Source organism: Streptomyces sp. NPDC041122, assembly GCF_055592445.1.
In genome coordinates, this window is sequence record NZ_JBVIYQ010000001.1 from 240663 (window position 1) to 259331 (window position 18669).

Annotated in this window: 18 protein-coding genes and 1 tRNA gene; 13 read left to right on the plus strand and 6 right to left on the minus strand. The window is 73.0% G+C overall.

The annotated features are described in order from the left end of the window. The first annotated feature begins 106 nt into the window (after positions 1-106). A complete protein-coding gene (locus ACZ6B8_RS01035; protein WP_471605891.1) occupies positions 107-1090 on the plus strand; it encodes a peptidoglycan-binding domain-containing protein in 984 nt (327 codons plus the stop codon). Positions 1091-1195: 105 nt separating this feature from the next. Here the strand turns inward: ACZ6B8_RS01035 and ACZ6B8_RS01040 are convergent, their stop codons facing one another. Next, the gene (locus ACZ6B8_RS01040) at positions 1196-1894 is read right to left on the minus strand and encodes an HAD family hydrolase (RefSeq protein WP_471074655.1); all 699 of its coding nucleotides are present in this window, start codon (positions 1892-1894) and stop codon (positions 1196-1198) included. Positions 1895-2204: 310 nt separating this feature from the next. After that, positions 2205-2783, minus strand: coding sequence for a TMEM165/GDT1 family protein (locus ACZ6B8_RS01045; RefSeq protein ID WP_469248756.1), 579 nt, complete (start codon positions 2781-2783; stop codon positions 2205-2207). A gap of 579 nt (positions 2784-3362) precedes the next feature. Here ACZ6B8_RS01045 and ACZ6B8_RS01050 point away from each other — a divergent pair. From ACZ6B8_RS01050 to ACZ6B8_RS01065, 4 genes are all read left to right on the plus strand, one after another. Further along, positions 3363-4055 carry an HNH endonuclease family protein gene (locus ACZ6B8_RS01050; protein WP_471605892.1) on the plus strand — a complete coding sequence of 231 codons (693 nt, stop codon included), beginning with the start codon at positions 3363-3365 and terminating at the stop codon, positions 4053-4055. Between the two features lie 144 nt (positions 4056-4199). After that, a complete protein-coding gene (locus ACZ6B8_RS01055; RefSeq protein WP_471074648.1) occupies positions 4200-5855 on the plus strand; it encodes an alkaline phosphatase D family protein in 1656 nt (551 codons plus the stop codon). A 220-nt stretch (positions 5856-6075) separates the two neighbouring features. Then, positions 6076-8025 carry an FAD/NAD(P)-binding protein gene (locus ACZ6B8_RS01060; protein WP_471605893.1) on the plus strand — a complete coding sequence of 650 codons (1950 nt, stop codon included), beginning with the start codon at positions 6076-6078 and terminating at the stop codon, positions 8023-8025. Positions 8026-8115: 90 nt separating this feature from the next. Then, positions 8116-8592 (plus strand): DoxX family protein, encoded by a 477-nt coding sequence (locus ACZ6B8_RS01065; protein ID WP_471605894.1) that lies wholly within the window; start codon positions 8116-8118, stop codon positions 8590-8592. Positions 8593-8756: 164 nt separating this feature from the next. On the opposite strand, the gene ACZ6B8_RS01070 is transcribed toward ACZ6B8_RS01065, so the two are convergent. Then, positions 8757-9389 carry a superoxide dismutase family protein gene (locus ACZ6B8_RS01070; protein WP_471605895.1) on the minus strand — a complete coding sequence of 211 codons (633 nt, stop codon included), beginning with the start codon at positions 9387-9389 and terminating at the stop codon, positions 8757-8759. Between the two features lie 274 nt (positions 9390-9663). On the opposite strand from ACZ6B8_RS01070, the gene ACZ6B8_RS01075 reads away from it, so the two are divergent. Then, positions 9664-10275 carry a DedA family protein gene (locus tag ACZ6B8_RS01075; RefSeq protein WP_471074636.1) on the plus strand — a complete coding sequence of 204 codons (612 nt, stop codon included), beginning with the start codon at positions 9664-9666 and terminating at the stop codon, positions 10273-10275. A gap of 298 nt (positions 10276-10573) precedes the next feature. Here the strand turns inward: ACZ6B8_RS01075 and ACZ6B8_RS01080 are convergent, their stop codons facing one another. Next, a complete protein-coding gene (locus ACZ6B8_RS01080; protein WP_471605896.1) occupies positions 10574-10798 on the minus strand; it encodes a DUF2277 domain-containing protein in 225 nt (74 codons plus the stop codon). A 154-nt stretch (positions 10799-10952) separates the two neighbouring features. Here ACZ6B8_RS01080 and ACZ6B8_RS01085 point away from each other — a divergent pair, with 154 nt between their 5' ends. From ACZ6B8_RS01085 to ACZ6B8_RS01105, 5 genes are all read left to right on the plus strand, one after another. Next, the gene (locus tag ACZ6B8_RS01085; RefSeq protein WP_471605897.1) at positions 10953-11312 is read left to right on the plus strand and encodes a hypothetical protein; all 360 of its coding nucleotides are present in this window, start codon (positions 10953-10955) and stop codon (positions 11310-11312) included. 94 nt (positions 11313-11406) lie between these two features. Further along, on the plus strand, positions 11407-11736 hold the full coding sequence (locus tag ACZ6B8_RS01090; RefSeq protein ID WP_471605898.1) for a hypothetical protein: 330 nt from the start codon (positions 11407-11409) through the stop codon (positions 11734-11736). Positions 11737-11997: 261 nt separating this feature from the next. Further along, positions 11998-12738, plus strand: coding sequence for a DUF6879 family protein (locus tag ACZ6B8_RS01095; protein ID WP_471074624.1), 741 nt, complete (start codon positions 11998-12000; stop codon positions 12736-12738). Next, positions 12735-13574 (plus strand): helix-turn-helix domain-containing protein, encoded by an 840-nt coding sequence (locus ACZ6B8_RS01100; RefSeq protein WP_471605899.1) that lies wholly within the window; start codon positions 12735-12737, stop codon positions 13572-13574. The genes ACZ6B8_RS01095 and ACZ6B8_RS01100 overlap by 4 nt, the downstream gene beginning before the upstream one ends. Positions 13575-14130: 556 nt before the next feature. Then, positions 14131-14622: a hypothetical protein gene (locus ACZ6B8_RS01105; RefSeq protein ID WP_471074618.1), complete on the plus strand. Its 492-nt coding sequence runs from the start codon at positions 14131-14133 to the stop codon at positions 14620-14622. A 269-nt stretch (positions 14623-14891) separates the two neighbouring features. On the opposite strand, the gene ACZ6B8_RS01110 is transcribed toward ACZ6B8_RS01105, so the two are convergent. Both ACZ6B8_RS01110 and ACZ6B8_RS01115 read right to left on the minus strand, forming a co-directional pair. Next, the gene (locus ACZ6B8_RS01110) at positions 14892-15515 is read right to left on the minus strand and encodes a hypothetical protein (protein ID WP_471605900.1); all 624 of its coding nucleotides are present in this window, start codon (positions 15513-15515) and stop codon (positions 14892-14894) included. A gap of 301 nt (positions 15516-15816) precedes the next feature. Next, positions 15817-15888 (minus strand) — tRNA-Val (locus ACZ6B8_RS01115). A 177-nt stretch (positions 15889-16065) separates the two neighbouring features. On the opposite strand from ACZ6B8_RS01115, the gene ACZ6B8_RS01120 reads away from it, so the two are divergent. Together ACZ6B8_RS01120 and ACZ6B8_RS01125 are read left to right on the plus strand one after the other, a co-directional pair. Continuing rightward, positions 16066-16929: a DUF4097 family beta strand repeat-containing protein gene (locus ACZ6B8_RS01120; RefSeq protein WP_471605901.1), complete on the plus strand. Its 864-nt coding sequence runs from the start codon at positions 16066-16068 to the stop codon at positions 16927-16929. 212 nt (positions 16930-17141) lie between these two features. Further along, positions 17142-18566, plus strand: coding sequence for a hypothetical protein (locus ACZ6B8_RS01125; RefSeq protein WP_471605902.1), 1425 nt, complete (start codon positions 17142-17144; stop codon positions 18564-18566). The last annotated feature ends 103 nt before the right edge of the window (positions 18567-18669 follow it).

Genomic DNA, 18669 nt, shown 5'->3' on the forward strand with positions numbered 1-18669 from the left:
CCTCTCCATCCTGGTGCGTGTCTCGGGTTATGGCCTGTTGAAGCGGGGGTCTGCATAATCGCTGGAGCTCATGGGGCGGGCGGGACATCGGAGGGAGGGACGGCCGGTGGCCGGAGGGACCGAACGAGACGCGGGCCGGGAGAGCGAGCAGGCGCGTACGGACGGACGGGGGCGGGGTCGGCGCGACCGCGCCAGTGACACCGACCCCGACGGCACCCTCGACCGCGACCGCGACGACCGTGCGCGGGCCCGGGCCCGGGTGCGGTCCGCCGAGACGGCCGCCGCCGAGGACTTCGATCCGCTGCGGATACGGCCCTACGTGTCGCTGCCCGACCCCGAGACCTCGGCGGTCTCGTCGCCGGACCCGACCGGGGCCGCGCCCCCACCGCTCCGCCGAAGACCCCTCCCGGCTCCGGACGCGGAGCCGGCACAGCCGGACGGCGACGGCCGCCCGGACCCCGAGGCCCACGAAAGCCCCGGCGACCGCCCCGGCCCCACCCGAAGACGCCGCTCGGTCGGCCTGCTGCTCGCCGGAGCGGGTGCCGTCGCCGCCGTGACCGCCGCCACCGTCTTCGCGGTCGGCCTCCTCTCCTCGGCCACCGACGGGCCGGCCCGGGACCGGGCCCTCCCGGGCGACCCCGCGTCGGCGTACGCGGACCCCACGAAGCCCGCGCCGCCCTCGGCGAAGGCGTCCGCCTCGCCCAGCCGCTCGCCGTCCGCCCCGCCGAGCCCGACGTCGTCCTCCTCGCCGGAGGTGCGCTCGGCGCCCCGTTCGCCGTCCTCGTCGCCGCCGTCGACGGCGCGCGCGACCGGCTCGGTGGATCCGCGTACGCCGTCGTCGTCACCGTCCTCGCGCCGGGCGCCCGACACGACGCTGCGTCAGGGCGACAAGGGGCCCCAGGTCGAGGAACTGCAGGGCAGGCTGGCCCAGTTGTCCCTGTACGTCGGCGAGCGGGACGGCTCGTACACCTTTGAGGTCACCGAGGCGGTCGTCCGCTACCAGTGGGCGCGCGGCCTCATGGACGACACCCCGGGCACGTACGGCCGGCAGACGCGCCGCAGCCTGGAGGCGGAGACGACAAAACCGTGAGGTGGCGGAACGAGCGGAGGCGGCGGCCGACGCCCGGCAGCTCGGGAGGCAGAGACCTCAGAACACGGAGACCTCAGAACCCTGAGGCCCCGGAACGCAGATGCCTCAGACTGATCGGGCGCCTCGGAACGTCAGGCGGATCGTCCCGTCCCCCGCGTCGGCGACCCGCACCCCCGAAAGGTCCTCGACGTGCACGGTGGGGCCGAACGCCGCGGCCCGGGGCCCGACGCCCACGACCCGCATGCCGGCCGCCTGACCTGCCCGTATGCCCGCCTCGGAGTCCTCGAAGACCACGCAGTCGGCGGGGTCCACGCCGAGCGCCGCGGCACCCTTGAGGAACCCCTCGGGGTCCGGCTTGCTGGCGTCCACGCTCTCCGCGGTCACCCGGACGTCCGGCAGCGCGAGCCCGGCCGCGGCCATCCGGCCGGCGGACAGGGGCACGTCGGCGGAGGTCACCAGCGCGTGCGGCAGGCCCAGTTCGGTCAGCGCGGCCAGGAAAGCGGGCGCGCCCGGCACCGGCACGACGCCCTCCATGTCGGAGGTCTCCGCGGCCAGCATCTCGCGGTTCTCCGCGTGGTTCTCGGCCATGGGCCGGTCCGGCAGCAGTACGGCCATCGACGCGTAGCCCTGCCGGCCGTGGACGACCTTGATGACCTCGTCGAAGTCGAGCCCGTGCCGTTCGGACCAGCGCCGCCAGCAGCGCTCGACGACGGCGTCGGAGTTGACGAGGGTGCCGTCCATGTCGAGGAGAACGGCCCCGGCGGTCAGAACGGGTGCGACGGGGTCGGCGGTCGTGGCCGTCATCGGGGGCTCCAGTGCGCGGCGGCGGAAGATCAAGGCGACCCCGCCCGCCGGTCAGGGAGTACGGGCGGAGCCACTTTGTTCCTGCACGGTACAAAAGACGGGCGGCAAAAGCCAACGCCGCAGGTCAGACCGGTCAAGGGGCGCAATAGGGACCGTCGCCGGGGCCCTCCTGGGCGACCCGCGTCACGCACCCCGGGCGCCGGCGGGCCCGTCCGGCCCCTCCACCCCCGCACGGGCCACCCGCACCCCCGCAAGGGCCGCCCACACCCCCACGCAGGCCCGCCCGCCCCCGCCGCCCAGCCGCCCGCCGTTACGCGATCGCCTCGTACAGGCTCCAGACGCCGAGCCCCAGCATCAGCAGGGCCGCGATCTTCGTGATGAGCGCCAGCGGCACCCGCTTCATCAGCGCCTTTCCGCCGACGATGCCGAGGCCGGCGACCGCCCACAGGGCGAGCACCGCGCCGAGGCCGACGGAGAGCGGGTCGTCGTAGCGGGCCGCCAGGTTGGCGGTCATGATCTGCGTCAGATCGCCGAACTCGGCGATCAGGATGAGCATGAAGCCCGCCCCGGAGACCTTCCAGAAGCTCTGGTCGGACGGCTGCCTGACCTCTTCCTCGTCGTCGCCGCCCTTGAGCAGCAGCACCGCGGCGCCGGCCAGGAACAGCACACCGGTCAGGGCCTGGACCAGTTGCTGGGGCAGCAGGGTCAGGACACTGCCCGCCGCGACGGCGAGCACCACATGGACGGCGAAGGCGGCCGCCACTCCGGCGAAGACGTACGAGGCGCGGTAGCGCGTCCCCAGGACGAGCCCGGCCAGCGCCGTCTTGTCGGGCAGTTCGGCCAGGAAGACGACGCCGAAGACGAGCGCCGTCACGCTGATGCTGATCAAGGTTCCTCAATCGGTCGGGGCCGCCCCACCGAGAGTGTTCCACCGCTTCGCGTACGACACCTCGGCACGGCAGCGCGAACGGACGCACACGGAGGTGCGCCCCCGGACACACGCGGACGCGCGCGCCGGGCACTGCTTGCCGAAGGTCTCGCTGGCCTGCCCCAACAGGGCCTGCCTCCGGGCGCCGGCTCAGACGAGCTGAGCAGTATGTCGACGGTCCGGCGAAGAGCTACTCCCCTTCTGCGCCGTCCATGGTACGCGACCTCCGGCCTCCCCCGGCCAGGGCCTTTCGGCCCACCGGCCTGACGCGCCGAACTGACGCGCCGAACTGACGCGCCGACCCGCGGCGCGGCCCCACGCCACCCCCGCCGAAGTGACCCAGGTCACCCGAACGCCAACTGCCGCGTCACGCCCGCCACATGACAGGGCACCAGAAACACGTACGGCAAAGCGTCGAAACCATTGAACTCCGCACCTGTTTGACGCGACCCTGTCACCAGCTGCACATCCACCGGACACCCCGACCCGCAACCATGACCGCCCCACCGGTCAACTTCCCCCCACATCAAGGGAGTTCACATGTCCGTCGTCTACGCGCGTCGACACACCAGTCCCGCGTCCCGGCCCGCTCTCCGCCCGGCCTTCCGGCGCCCCGCCGTCGCCGCCGCGGCCGTCGCCCTGGCCTCCGCCACCGCCCTCCTCACCGGCTCCCCCGCCCAGGCCGCTCCCCCGGCCCCGGTCAGCGCCGCCACGGCCCGCACCTACCTCGGCGGGCTCACCGTCAAGGCCGAGGGCTCCTCCGACGGCTACAGCCGCGACAAGTTCCCGCACTGGAGCACCCAGTCCGGCACCTGCAACACCCGTGAGGTCGTGCTCAAGCGCGACGGCACCGGCGTCGAGCAGGACGCCGGCTGCGCCGCCACCTCCGGCACCTGGAAGTCCGCCTACGACGGCGCCACCTGGACCGCCGCGTCCGACCTCGACATCGACCACGTCGTGCCGCTCTCCGAGGCCTGGAAGTCCGGGGCGAGCGGCTGGACCACCGCGCAGCGCGAGGGCTTCGCCAACGACCTGACCCGGCCCCAGCTGATCGCCGTCACCGACAACGTGAACCAGGCCAAGGGGGACCAGGACCCGGCGGAGTGGCTGCCGCCGTCCGCCTCGTACCACTGCTACTACGCCCGGATGTGGGTGGACGTGAAGCACCACTACAAGCTCAACGTGAACACCGAGGAGAAGAGCGCGCTGTCCTCGATCCTCAACGGCTGCTGATCCCGGCGGGGCAGCTGAGCCGTAGGCGGGACCCTGGCCCCTGAGCGGCCCGGCCCGTGAGGGACTCCCGGGGAAATCCCGGAACCGCCCCGGCCTCCTCCGTCGTTCCGTACCGTACGGGGCGACGGAGGAAGGTGATCATCTGTGGCACGGCTGCGCCTGGGTCCACTGCTGAGGTACGTGGAGGGGTCGACGGCGACCGTCTGGGTCGAGGCCGACCGGCCCTGCACCGCCGAGGTGCGGTGCGCGGACGGCGCGGGCGGCACCGCCCGGACCTTCCAGATCGCGGGCCACCACTACGCGCTCGTCCCGGTCACCGGGCTGACCCCCGGCACGACGACGGCGTACGAGGTGTGGCTCGGCGAGAGCGCGGGGACCGCCGTCTGGCCGCCGCCCGACTCGCCCTTCCCGCCGAGCACGATCCGTACGCCCGCGGCGGACGGCGCGGAGGCACTGCGCGTCACCTTCGGCTCCTGCCGCTGGGCCGCGCCGCCCTCCGACGAGGCCGACCCCGTGGGCCCGGACGCCCTGGACACCCTCGCCGCCCGCATCGCCGCCGCCCCCGACACCGAGCGCCCGGACGTGCTGGTGCTCCTGGGCGACCAGGTGTACGCGGACCAGACCTCCAAGGCCACCCAGCGCTGGCTCGCGTCCCGCCGCGACCTCTCCGAGCCCCCGGGCGCCCAGGTCGCGGATTACGAGGAGTACACCCGCCTCTACTACGAGTCCTGGCTCGACCCGGAGATCCGCTGGCTCCTGTCGACCGTCCCCAGCTGCATGATCTTCGATGATCACGACGTGATCGACGACTGGAACACCAGTGCGTCCTGGGTCGCCGAGATGCGGGCCACCCCGTGGTGGCGCGAGCGGATACTCAGCGGCCTGATGTCGTACTGGGTGCACCAGCACATCGGCAATCTGCCGCCCGGGGAACTGGCGCGCGACGAGGTCTACGCCGCCGTCACCTCGGCGCCGGACGGCACGGACGCGCTGCGGGCCTTCGCCGCGTCCTCCGACGCGGACGCGGGTGCCGCCCGCTGGAGCTACCGGCGGGACTTCGGACGGGTGCGCCTGCTGATGGTCGACACCCGCGCGGCGCGCGTCCTGGCGGAGGACCGGCGCGCCATGCTCGACGCCGAGGAGGCCCGCTGGCTGCGCGAGCAGGCCCTCGCGGATCCGGGCGGGTACGACCACCTCCTCATCGGCACCTCGCTGCCCTGGCTCCTGCCCCACCTCATCCACGACGCCGAGGGGTGGAACGCCGCGCTCTGCCGCGGCGCGCGCGGCGCCCGTTGGTCCCGGTTCGGCGAGGACCTGCGGCGGCGCTCGGACCTGGAGCACTGGGCGGCGTTCCCCGCCTCCTTCGACGAGCTCACCGCGCTGATCGCGGAGGCGGCCTCGGGTCCGCGGGCCCCCGCGACGGTGTGCGTGCTCTCCGGTGACGTCCACCACGCCTATGTCGCCGAGCCGAGCCTGCCGACGGGCGGCGACGGGCCCGGCGCCCGGATCTACCAGCTGACCTGCTCTCCCGTCCACAACTCCATCCCCGCCTCGATCAAGCTCGGGTTCCGGTTCGGCTGGAGCCGGGTGGGGCGCGCGCTCGGGCGGCGCTTCGCACGGCACGGCGGGGTGTCGCACGCGGGCATCGACTGGCACCGGACGGGCGGCCCGTGGTTCGGCAACCAGCTCATGACGCTGACGCTGCACGGCCGTTCAGCCCGGCTCCGGCTGGACCAGGCGCGGGCGGTGCGGGGCGAGGGCGTACGGCTCGAGACGGCGGAGGCCCGGGAACTCTCTTGAGGGGGTGAGGGGGCCGGGGGGCCCGGGGGGGGCCGGGGGACCGCTCGGCGCACCCGCGAGGCTCCCTCCTCCCCGCCGTCCCCTCCTCGTCGTCCCCTCCCCGTCGGCTCCCGGCCGCGGATCGGAATCTTCCGCCCGGGGTTCGCCTCCGGGGACCTCGACGGCATGATGTTGCGGACCGTCTGGTTCCAGCGTTCTCTATGCCCCGGGAGTCACGCTTTTGTCTGCCTCTGTACCCGCGTCCCTCCCGCTCCCGCCGCCCCGGTCCGCCCCGGACACACCCGCGATCGCCCTCGTCGGCGCGGGCCCTCGCGGCACCAGCGTGCTCGAACGGCTCTGCGCGTCCGCCGTCGAGCTCGTCCCGGCCGGGACGACCCTGACGGTCCACGTCGTCGACCCCTTCCCGCCGGGCGCGGGCCGCGTCTGGCGGACGACGCAGGCCGCCGGGCTCCTGATGAACACGGTCGCCTCCCAGGTGACCCTCTTCACGGACGCGAGCGTCGACTGTTCCGGCCCGATACGCCCGGGCCCGAGCCTCCACGAGTGGGCCGCCGCCGGGCACGCCCCCGGACTCGGGCCCGACGAGTACCCGACCCGCGCCTGCTACGGCCGCTACCTGGAGTGGGTCTTCGCCGAAGCGGTGCGCCGCGCTCCCGGCACCGTGCGCGTCCGGGTCCACGCGGCGCGCGCCCTGCGGCTCGACGAGACGGCCGACGGGCTGCAGACCCTCGTACTCGACAACGGCCTCGAACTGCCGGCCCTCGCGGCGGTCGTGCTCGCGCAGGGGCATCTGCCGACGGCCGCCGACGACGAACAGCGGCGCCTAGCGGACCACGCCGCGCGGCACGGCCTGCGCCACTTCCCGCCGGCCAACCCCGCCGACCAGGACCTGTCCGCCGTCGCCCCCGGCGAACCCGTGCTGCTGCGCGGCCTCGGCCTCACCTTCTTCGACCACATGGCGCTGCTGACCGACGGCCGCGGCGGCCGGTACCTGCGCGAGCCCGGGGGCGGTCTGCGCTACGAGCCCTCGGGGCGGGAGCCGCGCCTGTACGCGGGGTCGCGGCGCGGCGTCCCGTACCAGGCGCGCGGCGACAACGCGAAGGGCCCCTACGGGCGGCACGAGCCGGCCGTCCTCACCGCAGACGTCGTGGCCCGCTTCCGCAAGCGGGCGGACAGCGGCGACGCCCCCGATTTCCTCGCCGAGATATGGCCGTTGATCGCGAAGGAGGTGGAGACCGTCTATTACACGGCCCTGCTGGCGGGCCGGGGCGCGAGCCGTGGCTTCCGGGAGCGGTTTCTCGCCACGGACCACCGGAGCGCCCAAGAGGACGCCGTACTGGGCGAGTTCGGGATCGCCGAGGCCGACCGCTGGTGCTGGGACCGGCTCTCCCGGCCGCACCCGGACCACCCCTTCACCTCGCCGGACGCGCACCGCGCCTGGCTGCTCGGCCGGCTGCGCGAGGACGCCGCGCAGGCCGCGCTCGGCAACGTCGCGGGCCCGCTCAAGGCCGCGCTCGACGTCCTGCGCGATCTGCGCAACGAACTCCGCGGCATCGTCGACCACGGCGGCCTGTCCGGCGTCTCGCGCCGCGACCACCTGGACCGCTGGTACACACCGCTCAACGCCTTCCTCTCCATCGGCCCGCCGCGCCGCCGCATCGAGGAGATGACGGCACTGATCGAGGCCGGCGTCCTTGAAGTCGTCGGCCCGCGCCTGACCGTGCGGACCGGGGACGGGGCGTTCCTCGCGCACTCCCCCGACGTCCCGGACTCCGCCGTGCGGGTGAGCACGCTGATCGAGGCCCGGCTGCCCGAGCCGGACGTGCGCCGCACCGCCGACGCGCTGCTCGGAGGGCTGCTGGCGACGGGCGCGTGCCGCCCCCACCGGGTCGACGGCTACGAAACCGGAGGCGTGGACGTGACACCGCGCCCGTACCGGCTGATCGACCGTCAAGGCCGCGCGCACGCGCGGAGGTTCGCGTTCGGCGTGCCCACGGAAGGGGTGCACTGGGTGACCGCGGCCGGTGCCAGGCCCGGGGTCGACTCGGTCACGCTGTCCGACGCGGACGCGGTGGCACGGGCCGTGCTGCGCACCGCCATGGGGGACACAGAACCGCTCCCGGGCCTCCTCCCGGCTGCGGACCGGAGCCGAAGCGGAATCTCCGGATGACCGAATGTTGAACTTGCAAGCACTAATTAGGTTCCCCTAATCTTGGGCCTCCGCTCGGTTACCGTCCCCCAACCGAAGGAGTCCCCCACCATGACTGGACGTCTCAACAGCGCCCAGCCCTACGCCCTCGGGCTGTTCCGCATAGTGATCGGCCTGCTCTTCGCCTGCCACGGCGCCGCCTCGATCTTCGGCGTGCTCGGCGGCGCGTCGGGCACCGGCGGCACGATCGAGGCCGGCACCTGGCCCGGCTGGTACGCGGCCGTCATCCAACTCGTCGGCGGCGCCCTGGTCCTGCTGGGCCTCGGCACCCGCGCCGCCGCGTTCATCTCGTCCGGCTCGATGGCCTACGCCTACTTCAAGGTCCACCAGCCGGAGGCCCTGTGGCCCATGCAGAACGGCGGCGAGGCCGCGGCCATCTTCTGCTGGGCGATGCTGCTCATCGTCTTCACCGGGCCCGGTGCGTTCGACCTCGACCGCTTCTTCGCCTCGCGCGGCGAGAGCGGGGCGAACGGCACGGACGGCGGCGGCAAGGGCGCTGACTCCGAGCGCGCGCCGGTCGTGGCCTGACCCCTGGGGTCCGGCCCGCACGCGGAGGCCGGCCCGTCCACGCAGGGCGCCCTCTTCTTCGTACGTACGACGACTTCGTGCGTGCGCGGGAGGGGGCGCCGTCGCGTACGGGCCCGGCCTCCGCCTGCGGGCCGCCTGTCAGCCCCCCCGGGGTCAGCCCCCCGTCAGCCCTCCCCCGCCTCGTCCCGGGGCTCGAACGGCACCGTGAAGCAGGCGGCCCGGTCGCCCGCGCCGCCCGGCGCGTCGTGCAGGACCACGGAGGCGGCCTCGCCCGGCCGGAACCCCCAGCGGTGCCGGGCGCTCGCCTCGCCCGAGCCGTCCGGCGCGGCGGTGAAGTCCAGCCACACCTCGTTGTGCGGATTCACGTAGTCCGGGTCCTTCGACGGCTGCACCGGGTCGACGCGGTGCTGATAGTGGCCGCCGGCGTCCTCGGGCGTCGCGCCGCACGGCTTCTGGTGCACGTGGACCCCGTACGCGTGGCCCGGTTTCATGCCGTTGACCCGCAGGGTGACGGTGGTCGCCGCCCCGGCCCCGCCGGAGCGCCCGGGGCCGGACCGCCCCGGGCCGGGCGGGCCGGTCTGGGTGACCTGGATCCAGGAGGCCGCGGGGACCAGGCCCATGTCGTACGTGACCGCGGCCGAGGGGGCGAAGGCGGTCGGTGGGGCGAACCGCCCCTCGACCCGCATCCGCGAGGGCCCCGGCCCCGGTTCCGGCCCGGGCCCCGTGCCGTCGACCGGGGTGCCGCCCGCGGCCAGGACCGCCGCCGCGACGGCACCGGCCACCATTCCTGCCACCATTGCCCGCTCCGTCCTTCGTGTCGCTCACCCATGTGTTGGGTACTGACTCGTGCGTGCGCACGCGCCGGACCTCTTGTTCGTACGGGACTTCGGGGCCGTACGCCTCATCGGGGGAGGCAGCCGGGTGAACGTGACGTAGGGAACATCCGTGCCCCCAATGGATCTCCCGCCGCACGCGCGGCGTACGCTGTACAGCTGTCATCAGGCCGCCCCTGCCGTACTCCGCGACATCAGCGGCAACGCGCTGCCGACCGGGGAGTAACGGGGAGTTACGGTGCTTGAGCTTGTGGGGGCGTTGACGGGGAGTCCGTGGATCTACGCGGTCGTCGCCCTGTCCGTCCTGTTCGACGTGTTCGTGCCGGTGCTGCCGAGCGGCGTCATCGTGATCATGTCGGCGACGGCCGCGGCCGCGGCGGGAACGGGGACGGGCCACGTGCCGCGCGCGGTCCCCGACATCCTGGTACTGACCCTGTGCGCGGCCACGGCCTCCGTCCTCGGCGACATGGTCGCCTACCGCCTCGCGTGGCGCGGCGGCGAACGCCTCGACCGCGCGATCGCCCGTTCCCGCCGTCTGACCAGCGCGCAGGAACGACTCGGCACGGCGCTGGCGAAGGGCGGCGGCGTCCTCGTCGTCATCGCCCGCTTCGCGCCCGCCGGACGCTCGATCGTCTCGCTCGGCGCGGGCGCGGCCCACCGCAAGGTCCGCGAGTTCCTCCCCTGGTCGGCGCTGGCCGGCGTGGCCTGGGCGGGCTACAGCGTGGCCCTCGGCTACTTCGGCGGCCAGTGGCTGGGCGCGACGTGGCTGGCCACGGGCGTCTCCCTGCTGGCGCTGTTCGCGGCGGGGGCGGGGGCGGCGTTCTTGGTACGGAGGCCTGCGGCGGGCTGAGCGGGGGCCTGCGGCGGGCTGGGTTCGGGCCTGCGGTGGCTGCGGTGGGCTGCGCGGCTGCTGTGGGTTGGGGGGGGCGTGGGCCTGCGGCGGGTCGGCCGGCCGGCCGCGGCGGCCGGTCCACTGGCGGGCTGAGCACCCCGGGGACCTGAGCGATCCCAGGGGCCTGAGCGCCCCCGGGAGCCCGAGCGTCCCGAGGGACCTGCCCTCCCCCGGGACCCGAATGTCCCCCGCGACCCCACCTACACCAGCGGGCCCCAGCAGCCCCCAGCGGCCCCAGCGGCCCCAGCGGCCAGCCCTAGGACGCCGCCTTGGCCCCGCGGACTTCGAGTCCGGCGAGGAGTTCCGCGGTGGCCTCGGCCACGGCGTCCACCGCGCGGTCGAACACCTCGCGGTTGTGGGCGGCGGGGGCACGGAAGCCGGACACCTTGCGCACGTACTGGAGCGCGGCGGCCCGGACCTCCTCCTCGGTGGCGTCCTCGGGGATGGCGGGCGGACGGAGCGTCTTGATGCTTCGGCACATGCCTCAAGCTTCCCACCGGCGGCCCCGCCCAGGCGAGGACGATGCCCCCGGAGACTCCCGCTCACGCAGCTCCCTGCCCCCCTCACGCACCCCTATATCCCTCTCGCGCCGATTCCTCTCGCACACTTAATTCGAACAGGAGTACCATTATGGCGTGCCCGTCACCCCAGCCCATGACTTCCCGAGCGACCTCCTCGCCGGCCAGGAGGAACTGCACCAGATCCGCTCCGCACTCCTGGCCTTGCTCAAACGCCTGCCCTGGTCCGTGGAGCCCCTCGACGGCTTCAGCGACACCGGCGGCTGGCGCAAGGTGGAGCGCCCCGCGTCCCCGGGATGGACCCCGGACGAGCAGGCGGAGGTCGAGAAACTCCGCACGCGGGAGCGGGAGTTGGCGGTCTTCGTGACCTGCCACGGCTACTGGGAACAGGTCTCCGGCCCGGAGACCGTCACGGCGAGAGCCCGCCTCAAACACGTGCACGAGACACCGGAAAGCCCACTCCCCGCGAGCCATTGACAGCCGTGGGCGGCGAGCGTTGACTCGCTACCAGCCGCGCGCAGGAGTCCCGTTCGAGCCAGTTCGAGCCAGTTCGAGCCAGGGAGGTGCAGCCATGAACGTCCTGATAGTCATCGCGATCCTGGCCCTTTTCGGCCTGGGTTTCGACCAGCCGCTGCTGTGGCTGGCGGCGGTGGCGCTCGCCTTCTACCTCGTCCGCTTCCACGACGCCGGTTCGGCCGCCAAGAAGAACGGCTCCGCGGGCAGCGGTGCCGGGGCGGCGGGCGGCAGCGGCGGAGGGGCGGGAGGCAGGGCCGGCGGCGCGGGAGGCGGTGGCGGGGGCGGCGGGTACCCCAAGACGTACCGCGACTACCGCCTGCGCAAGGAACGCCAGGAACGCTGGGACCGCCGCTACCGCAGGACCCACCCGGGGTCGGGCCGCTGACCGCTGAGCCCGATACGCCGGTCGCCGCTCGGTGTGCGGCCGGGCAGATAGGTCCTGGCCGTCAACAGCCGGACTCGAAAGGTCCGCTGGCTACTTGCTCCTGACACCGGCGGACGACCCGGACGCGCTCGCGTGCCGACCCGCTCGGTTGCCCGCAATTCACCTCGTGGCCGGCGCATCTGCAATTCGGCGCACTCCCTCTGCGCTCCCCGGCTCCGCGAGCGCATGCCGGTCCTCCAACATCCGCTGACGGAGGCCCCTATGACGCTGAGGTTCATCGGCACGACCAGCGATGACGGCGACTGCCCCACCCTGTACGAAATCCCGGAGACGGACGAGATCCTCGTTCAGGGCGACATCGAGACCAACCCCGAACACCTCATCGCGCTCCGCGACGTGAAGCCCTCCGAGACGTTCGTTCGCGTGCCCCGCTCACTTCTCACTCGCTACGTGCCCCGTACCCCGACACCGGAGTTGCAGCCCTTCACTGCGGTCTCACACCTGTTCGCGGAATTCCGGCACACAGCGTGGAGGCTGGAGACCCGCCGCGGCTACGCCTCCGACCGCAACGGCGCCAAGTGGGACCGCTGGCTTGCGGGCGAGGACGTGACCGCCGGGCCCGATAACGCGTGGCGCGAGAACGTCCGCAAGCAGGTCGCGCGGGGCAAGCGGTTCCAGCGGGTCCGCCTCGTTGATGAACCAGCCACGGACGGCCAGAGGTTCCTCCTCGCGAGTGGCCTGGGCAACGTCGCCGCAGGGGAGGACATCCGCAATCTCACACGCAGCAGCGCCCAGGAACTGCGGCTCCCTGAATTCGACTTCTGGCTCTTCGACTCCAAGATCCTCGCCCGCTTCGCTTTCGACGAGGAGGACGTCACCCTCGGCGTATACGTCACCGAGGACCCCGTCGAAGTCCTGGCCGCCTGCCAGGCCCGTGACGCTGCGTGGCATCACGCGGTGGCTACCAGCGAGTTTCAGAGCCGGGTACGTTCCCATGTGTGAGTGACTTCCAAGAGGCCCGGCAGATCCTCGGCGCGCGGCTCAGTGAGCTGCGCGCCGAATCGGGCATGGAGGGCAAAGACCTCGCGGCCGAGTTGGGTTGGCAGCCGTCCAAGGTGAGCCGCATCCAGAACGGGAAACAGACGGCGAGCGCCATCGATGTCACCGCGTGGGCTGCTGCTGTCGGCCGGCCGGACGTCGAGCCGGAGCTGCAGGGCCTGCGCGCGGGCGTGGAGATGAAGCACCGGTCATGGCGGCGCCAGCTGGCCGGGGGCCACTCCGAGCGGCAGAAGCTCGCGATCCGCGAGACCGAGGCGACCACGCTGGTTCGCGGCCTGGAGGTGTCGCGCATCCCGGGTTTGTTCCAGACACGCGAATACGCGGCCGTGATCTTCGATTCCAACGCAGAGTTCCGCGAGATCCCACCCACGACCGAGCAGGCCGTAGAGAACCGAATGCGGCGGCAGACAGCTCTGTACGAACCTGGCAAGGAGTTCCGGTTCCTCGTGTGCGAGGCCGCGCTTTATCACCGCTCGTGCCCCAAGTCGGTGATGGCCGAGCAACTCGACCGTCTCTACGGAGTGGTGGGCCTGCCCCGGGTGGACCTCGGGATCATTCCCTTCGGAGCGCAATTGCGGCGGACTGCCCCGCACGCGTTCTGGATCTACGATCGTCGACAGGTCATTGTCGAGACGATCACCGAGGAGCTGTGGCTGACGGCGGAGGGGGACATCAGGCTGTACGAGCGGGCCTGGGATTGGCTCGCCGAGTCCGCGGAGCGCGGACCGACGGCGCGGCGCCTGATCGGCCGTGCTCGTGCGTCTCTGGATCTTTCCTGAGCAACCCCCGCAACTGACGCCCCGTTAGATGCAATCAGCCGCAATCGATCACCAATCGGGCGCGCTGAACTCCTACGGTCCTGCTCATGGCCTCACCGACGCGCATTGCCAGCCCTGGGGACGGGGCCGGGGCTGCCTGGCTGACGGGCTGCACCCGAGGCCCCGACGCAACCCGCAGAGCGTGGGCAGGGGGCTGGATCGCCACCATCCACGCCACCCGATGGCTTGTCGCCGAGGCTCAACTTGCCCACGCCCTTGAAGCCGTCCAACGCATTCCGGACCCGAGCCATCAGCAAAGCCCGGTGTTCATCGACCTCCGGCTCGACCACGCATGGTGGCCGGTTCCACTCGACGCCGCCGAGCAACTCGCCGCCGTCAGACCGCTCACCGTGCCGCTCCCCGAGTGGCCGCTGCGCTGCCCACCAGCGCGCAGGGCTATCGGTAGCCGCCAGTGGCTGGGCGCCCAGGACGGGTCCGGGCGCGTCATGGATCCGGCGTATCTCACCCGCCGCACTCGGCCCCGGGGCGGCCCACGACTCCCCGCGGAGGCCTTCCGATGACCATTCAAAGCGACGGCTCGGCCATCTTCGACTGGCTCGCGCGCTCCCTGCAGGCGCCCGAGCAGGCCCGACGCGAATGGACCGATACAGGGGTCGCGCTCCTACCCTGCGGCCGTAGGTTCGACGCGGTGCGCCTACCCGAGCGACTCGTGCACGCCGCCCTGGGCAGCACCGACCCCCTACAGGTCGCGGCCCGGCTCGCGCAGAACCTCGACGGCCCCGTGATCTACGACGGCCGCACCATGGGCGGCACGTACTACGCCCTGACCAGGCGACGCCGCAAGGGAACCTGGCAGCACCAAGATGTCGCGCCCTGGCTGGGGACTGACACCTACCTCGGCGTGCCGAGGCTCGACCGCACCGGCCCACCCGGCACGCACTGGGCGGTGCCGCCCCGCTTCGAGGGCGACCTGTGCGAACCCCTCGCCGTAAAAGCCCTCACCCGCATCGGCCGCACCGACGAGGGAGCAGAACCATGCCGACCGTAACCCCACAGACGGCCGAGGAACGCCGGGAACAGGCGGCCTATCAACACCTCCTCGCACACCTCGACAGGTGCACGCCCTGCCACCAGTGGGCGGACTGCGAAGAAGGCGAAAGGATCCGGCGCGCACTCCGCGCCGCCCGTGCCGCCACCCACACGGCGCCACGCGCCGATGCCCGCCCCACGCACGGGACGGGCGCATGAGGCCGTACGGCCGACGTCAGGACACGACCCTGACCACGCACGAGCGCGGCCGGGCCGGTCCAGAACCGGTCAGCAGGCCTCTTCGAACTTCACCGCGTTGAGCGTGACGGGCCGGCCATCGAGCTTGGAGCCCGCGGCGGGCTCCTGTGAGCACACCTTCCAGTTCGACTCCATGAGGATGAACCGGTCCTGCCCCGACGCGTCCTCGACGGTGAGGCTCGTGCCCGAATCGAGGGCGCTGCGCGCGACCTTGACGGCCTTGCCCTCGAAGTCGGGCATCTTGGCGCCAGCAGTCTGGGGCTCCCCGGCGCCGCCGTCCTTGGCCGGGCATGTCTCTTCGAGCTTGACCGTGGCGAAGTCGACCTTCGTATCGGTCGAGTGGTCTCCGGCGGCGGGCGTCTGCGAGCAGACCTTCCAGTTGCGATCGAACGCCTGCATGCGGCCACGCCCAAGGGCGTCGTGCGAGGAGAGACTGAAGAAGCCGGCCTCTTGCGCCTGATCCTGCGCGGACTGGAGGCCCTTGCCCTTCATGTCGGGCAGGGCTGCCGTCTCGGCCTTGCTGCCGGCGTCCTGAGCGGCGCCGGGCTTGTCCTTGGCGTTGCCGGTCCTCGTGTCGTCTTCGGGGCCGCAGGCGGTGAGCGCGAGCAAGCCGGCGCTGGTGACGAGTACGGCGATGGCGGTGCGGGCGTGCATGGTCCCCCCAGAGGTAACGCGTATGCCGAAAGCAGCATCATGCGGCATGTGGGGAGTACGTGAAGGCAGTGTGACGTCGTCGTGACGCAACACGGTCGGGATATGCGTAAGGCCGGGAGGAGGTGGGCCCGCTCCGTCCAGGTATGCCGGATCTGCGGCTCAACCTGGCGCCTGACAGAGTGGCGTCGCCGGCGGCTGCGCGGCGGAACGGAGGAGAGTGATCTCCCGACCTACTCCTCAACGATCACAGCGGAGCCCCTTACCGATCTCGGTAAGGGGCTCCGCTGCTGTTCAAACCCGGTGGGCGCGGACGGTTTCGAACCGCCGACATCCTCCTTGTAAGGGAGGCGCTCTACCCCTGAGCTACGCGCCCGGGAACGAGTCGACAGCCTACCTTGCCGCAGGCAGTGCCCCGCAAACCCGAACCGGGCCGAACCCCTGCGGGGGTTAACCCCACCCCCGATCCGGTGGCCGTCCGGGTCCTCCCCCTCGGGGCAACTCCGTACGATCTGGCGGGAGAAGAACAAGATCACAGCCAGGGGGAACCGTCATGACCGTCCGCACCCGCCGCCCACGCACGCCCCGCCCCGCGCGCGTCCTCGCCGTCACGAGTGGGGTGGTCGTCGTCGCGCTGCTCACCGGGGCGTGCGGCGCCGACGCCGACGAGGACACCGATCCGGAGCACCGGACCTTCGCCCTGTCGGGGAAGACCCTGACCGTCGACTCCAACGACTCCGCCCTGGACCTGGTCCCGGCCGGCGGCGACGCCGAGGGCGTGCAGGTCACCCGGTGGTTCAAGGGCAAGACGGTGCTCGGCGGTGACCCCAAGGTGAGCTGGAAGATGGACGGGAACCGGCTCACACTCGACGTGCACTGCTCCGGGCTCATCACCGACTGCTCGGCCAGGCACCGCGTCGAGGTGCCCCGCGGCGTCACCGTGACCGTCGAGAGCCGGGACGGCGAGGTCACCGCGGCCGGGTTCCGGGAAGCGCTCAAGGTACGTACGAGGGACGGCTCGGTCAGCGTCAAGGACGCCCACGGGCGCCTCGACCTGCACAGCTCCGACGGGTCCATCTCCGTCAAGGGGGCCGAAGGACCGCTCGACCTGCGCAGCTCCGACGGGTCCGTCCGGGCCGACGGCATTCGCTCGCGCCAGGTGGCCGTCGACTCCAAGGACGGCTCCGTGCACCTCGTGCTGGCCACCGTGCCCGACCGGGTCGACGCGCACAGCAAGGACGGCTCCGTCGACATAGCGGTGCCCGGCAGGAAGGGCGCGGCCAAGGTCGCGTACGACGTGCGGACCGAGAGCCGCGACGGCTCCGTCGACGTGTCGGTGCCCCGCGACGCCACCAGCCCCCACCGCGTGAACGTCCGCAGCGCCGACGGCAGCGTCACCGTGCACACCACGAACTGACCGGCCCGTGTATTCGTCCTCCACCGGTGGGAGAATGTGACACCGGGCAGGGCGCACAGCACGGGAGAGGGATAGTGACGGCGACACCTTCGCAGCCGTACACGCCGGACCGAACTCCGACAGGGACAGAGGCAGGGGCTGAGACAGGGGCTGAGGCACGGACCGAGGTGGGCGCTGAGGCGGGCGCTGAGGCAGGGGCGGCAGGACGGACCGTGGCCGAAGGGGCCGGAGGTGCCGCGGCACAGAGCGCGGCCGCGGGCCGGCCGGGCGGCGGCAAGAGTTCCGGCGCGCGCCGCCGTGGGCGCGGGCCCCTCCGCGCCGCCCTCACCCTCGTCACCGCCGTCACCCTCTCCCTGCCCCTGCTCGCCGCCACCGTCCCCGCCGCCTTCGCCGGCGGCGGCACGCGCCGTTGGTTCGGCGGGCGCGGCGAGAGCCTGCGCGCCGAGGCGCAGGCCGCGAAGGACGCCGCCGCGGCAGCCTTCTACGAACTGGACACCGCCCAGCGCGACCTGCGCATCTCCGTCGAGACCATCGTCGCCGTCGACTCCTCGCCCGCCGCGCAGCGCACCGTCGCGGACTTCGAGGCGCTCGGGCGCCGCATCGACGAGGTCAGCCACCGGTACATCAGCGCCGTGGACGCCCACGACCTCGACCGGGACGACCTGGAGTCCTCCGTCGCGGCCCGCGCGAGGACCGAGCTCACCGGGGCCAAGGACGAGCTGGGCCGGGTCCAGCAGGAGCTGGAGCGGTTCCGGCAGGGCCTCGGCCCGCTCCTCGACAAGGCGGAGACCCAGCTCGCCCGGCTCGCCCCGGCCGTGGAGCGGGCCCGCCAGACCCTGCTCGCCGCGAGCAACGCCCTCGACTCCGTACGGGCCGCCGGGCTCGAGGCCGACGACCTCGCCGCCCGTCTGGCCGCCCTCGGCCCGGAGCTGACCAAGCTCAACCAGGGCGCGGGCCGGCACGGCGTACCGGAGACACTGCAGCGCGCCGACCGGGTCCTGCGCGACGCCGAGGCCGTGCGCGCCGAGGCCGAGCGGCTGCCCGAGCGCGCCGCGGAGATCGACCGGCGCCTGGTGTCGCTGCGCACCCGCGCCCAGGCGCTGACCACCCGCAGCGGACAGGTCGAACCGGTCCTCAGCGAGCTGCGGCGCCGGTTCTCCGCCGCCTGCTGGCAGGACCTGCAGCACGTCCCCGACCAGGCGGCGGACAGCGTCCACCAGGCCGAGGCCAAGCTGAAGGAAGCGCAGCGGGCGCGCGACGAGCAGCGCTGGCCGGACGCCACCTCGCTGCTCTCCACGGTCCGTGCGCTGCTGAACTCCACGGACGAGGCGGTCTCGGCGGCCGGCGACCGGCTGCGGCGGCTGAACGCGGTGGCGAAGGACCCGCAGCAGGAGATCGAGCGCACCCGGTTCGCGATCCGGGACGCGCAGCGGCTCGCGATGGCGGGCCGCCAGACCCCGGAGCCACGTCACGCCCGTCCGCTGGACGAGTCCGTGGCGCGTCTGGACCGCGCGGTGGCTTCCCTGGAGGGCCGCCACCCCGACTACTGGCACTTCCTCACCGAGACCGAGGCGGTCCGCACGACCGTGGCGCGCGTGGTGGCGCGGATCCGGGAGGAGCGGGGGCAGGGAGCCTGACCGGGGCCCTGCCCGGGCCGGCCCTGACCGGGCCCCCGCCCCGCACCGCACCGCACCGCACCCGTGGCCGAAACCCCCGCTCCAGGTGGCCTGAACCGCTGTG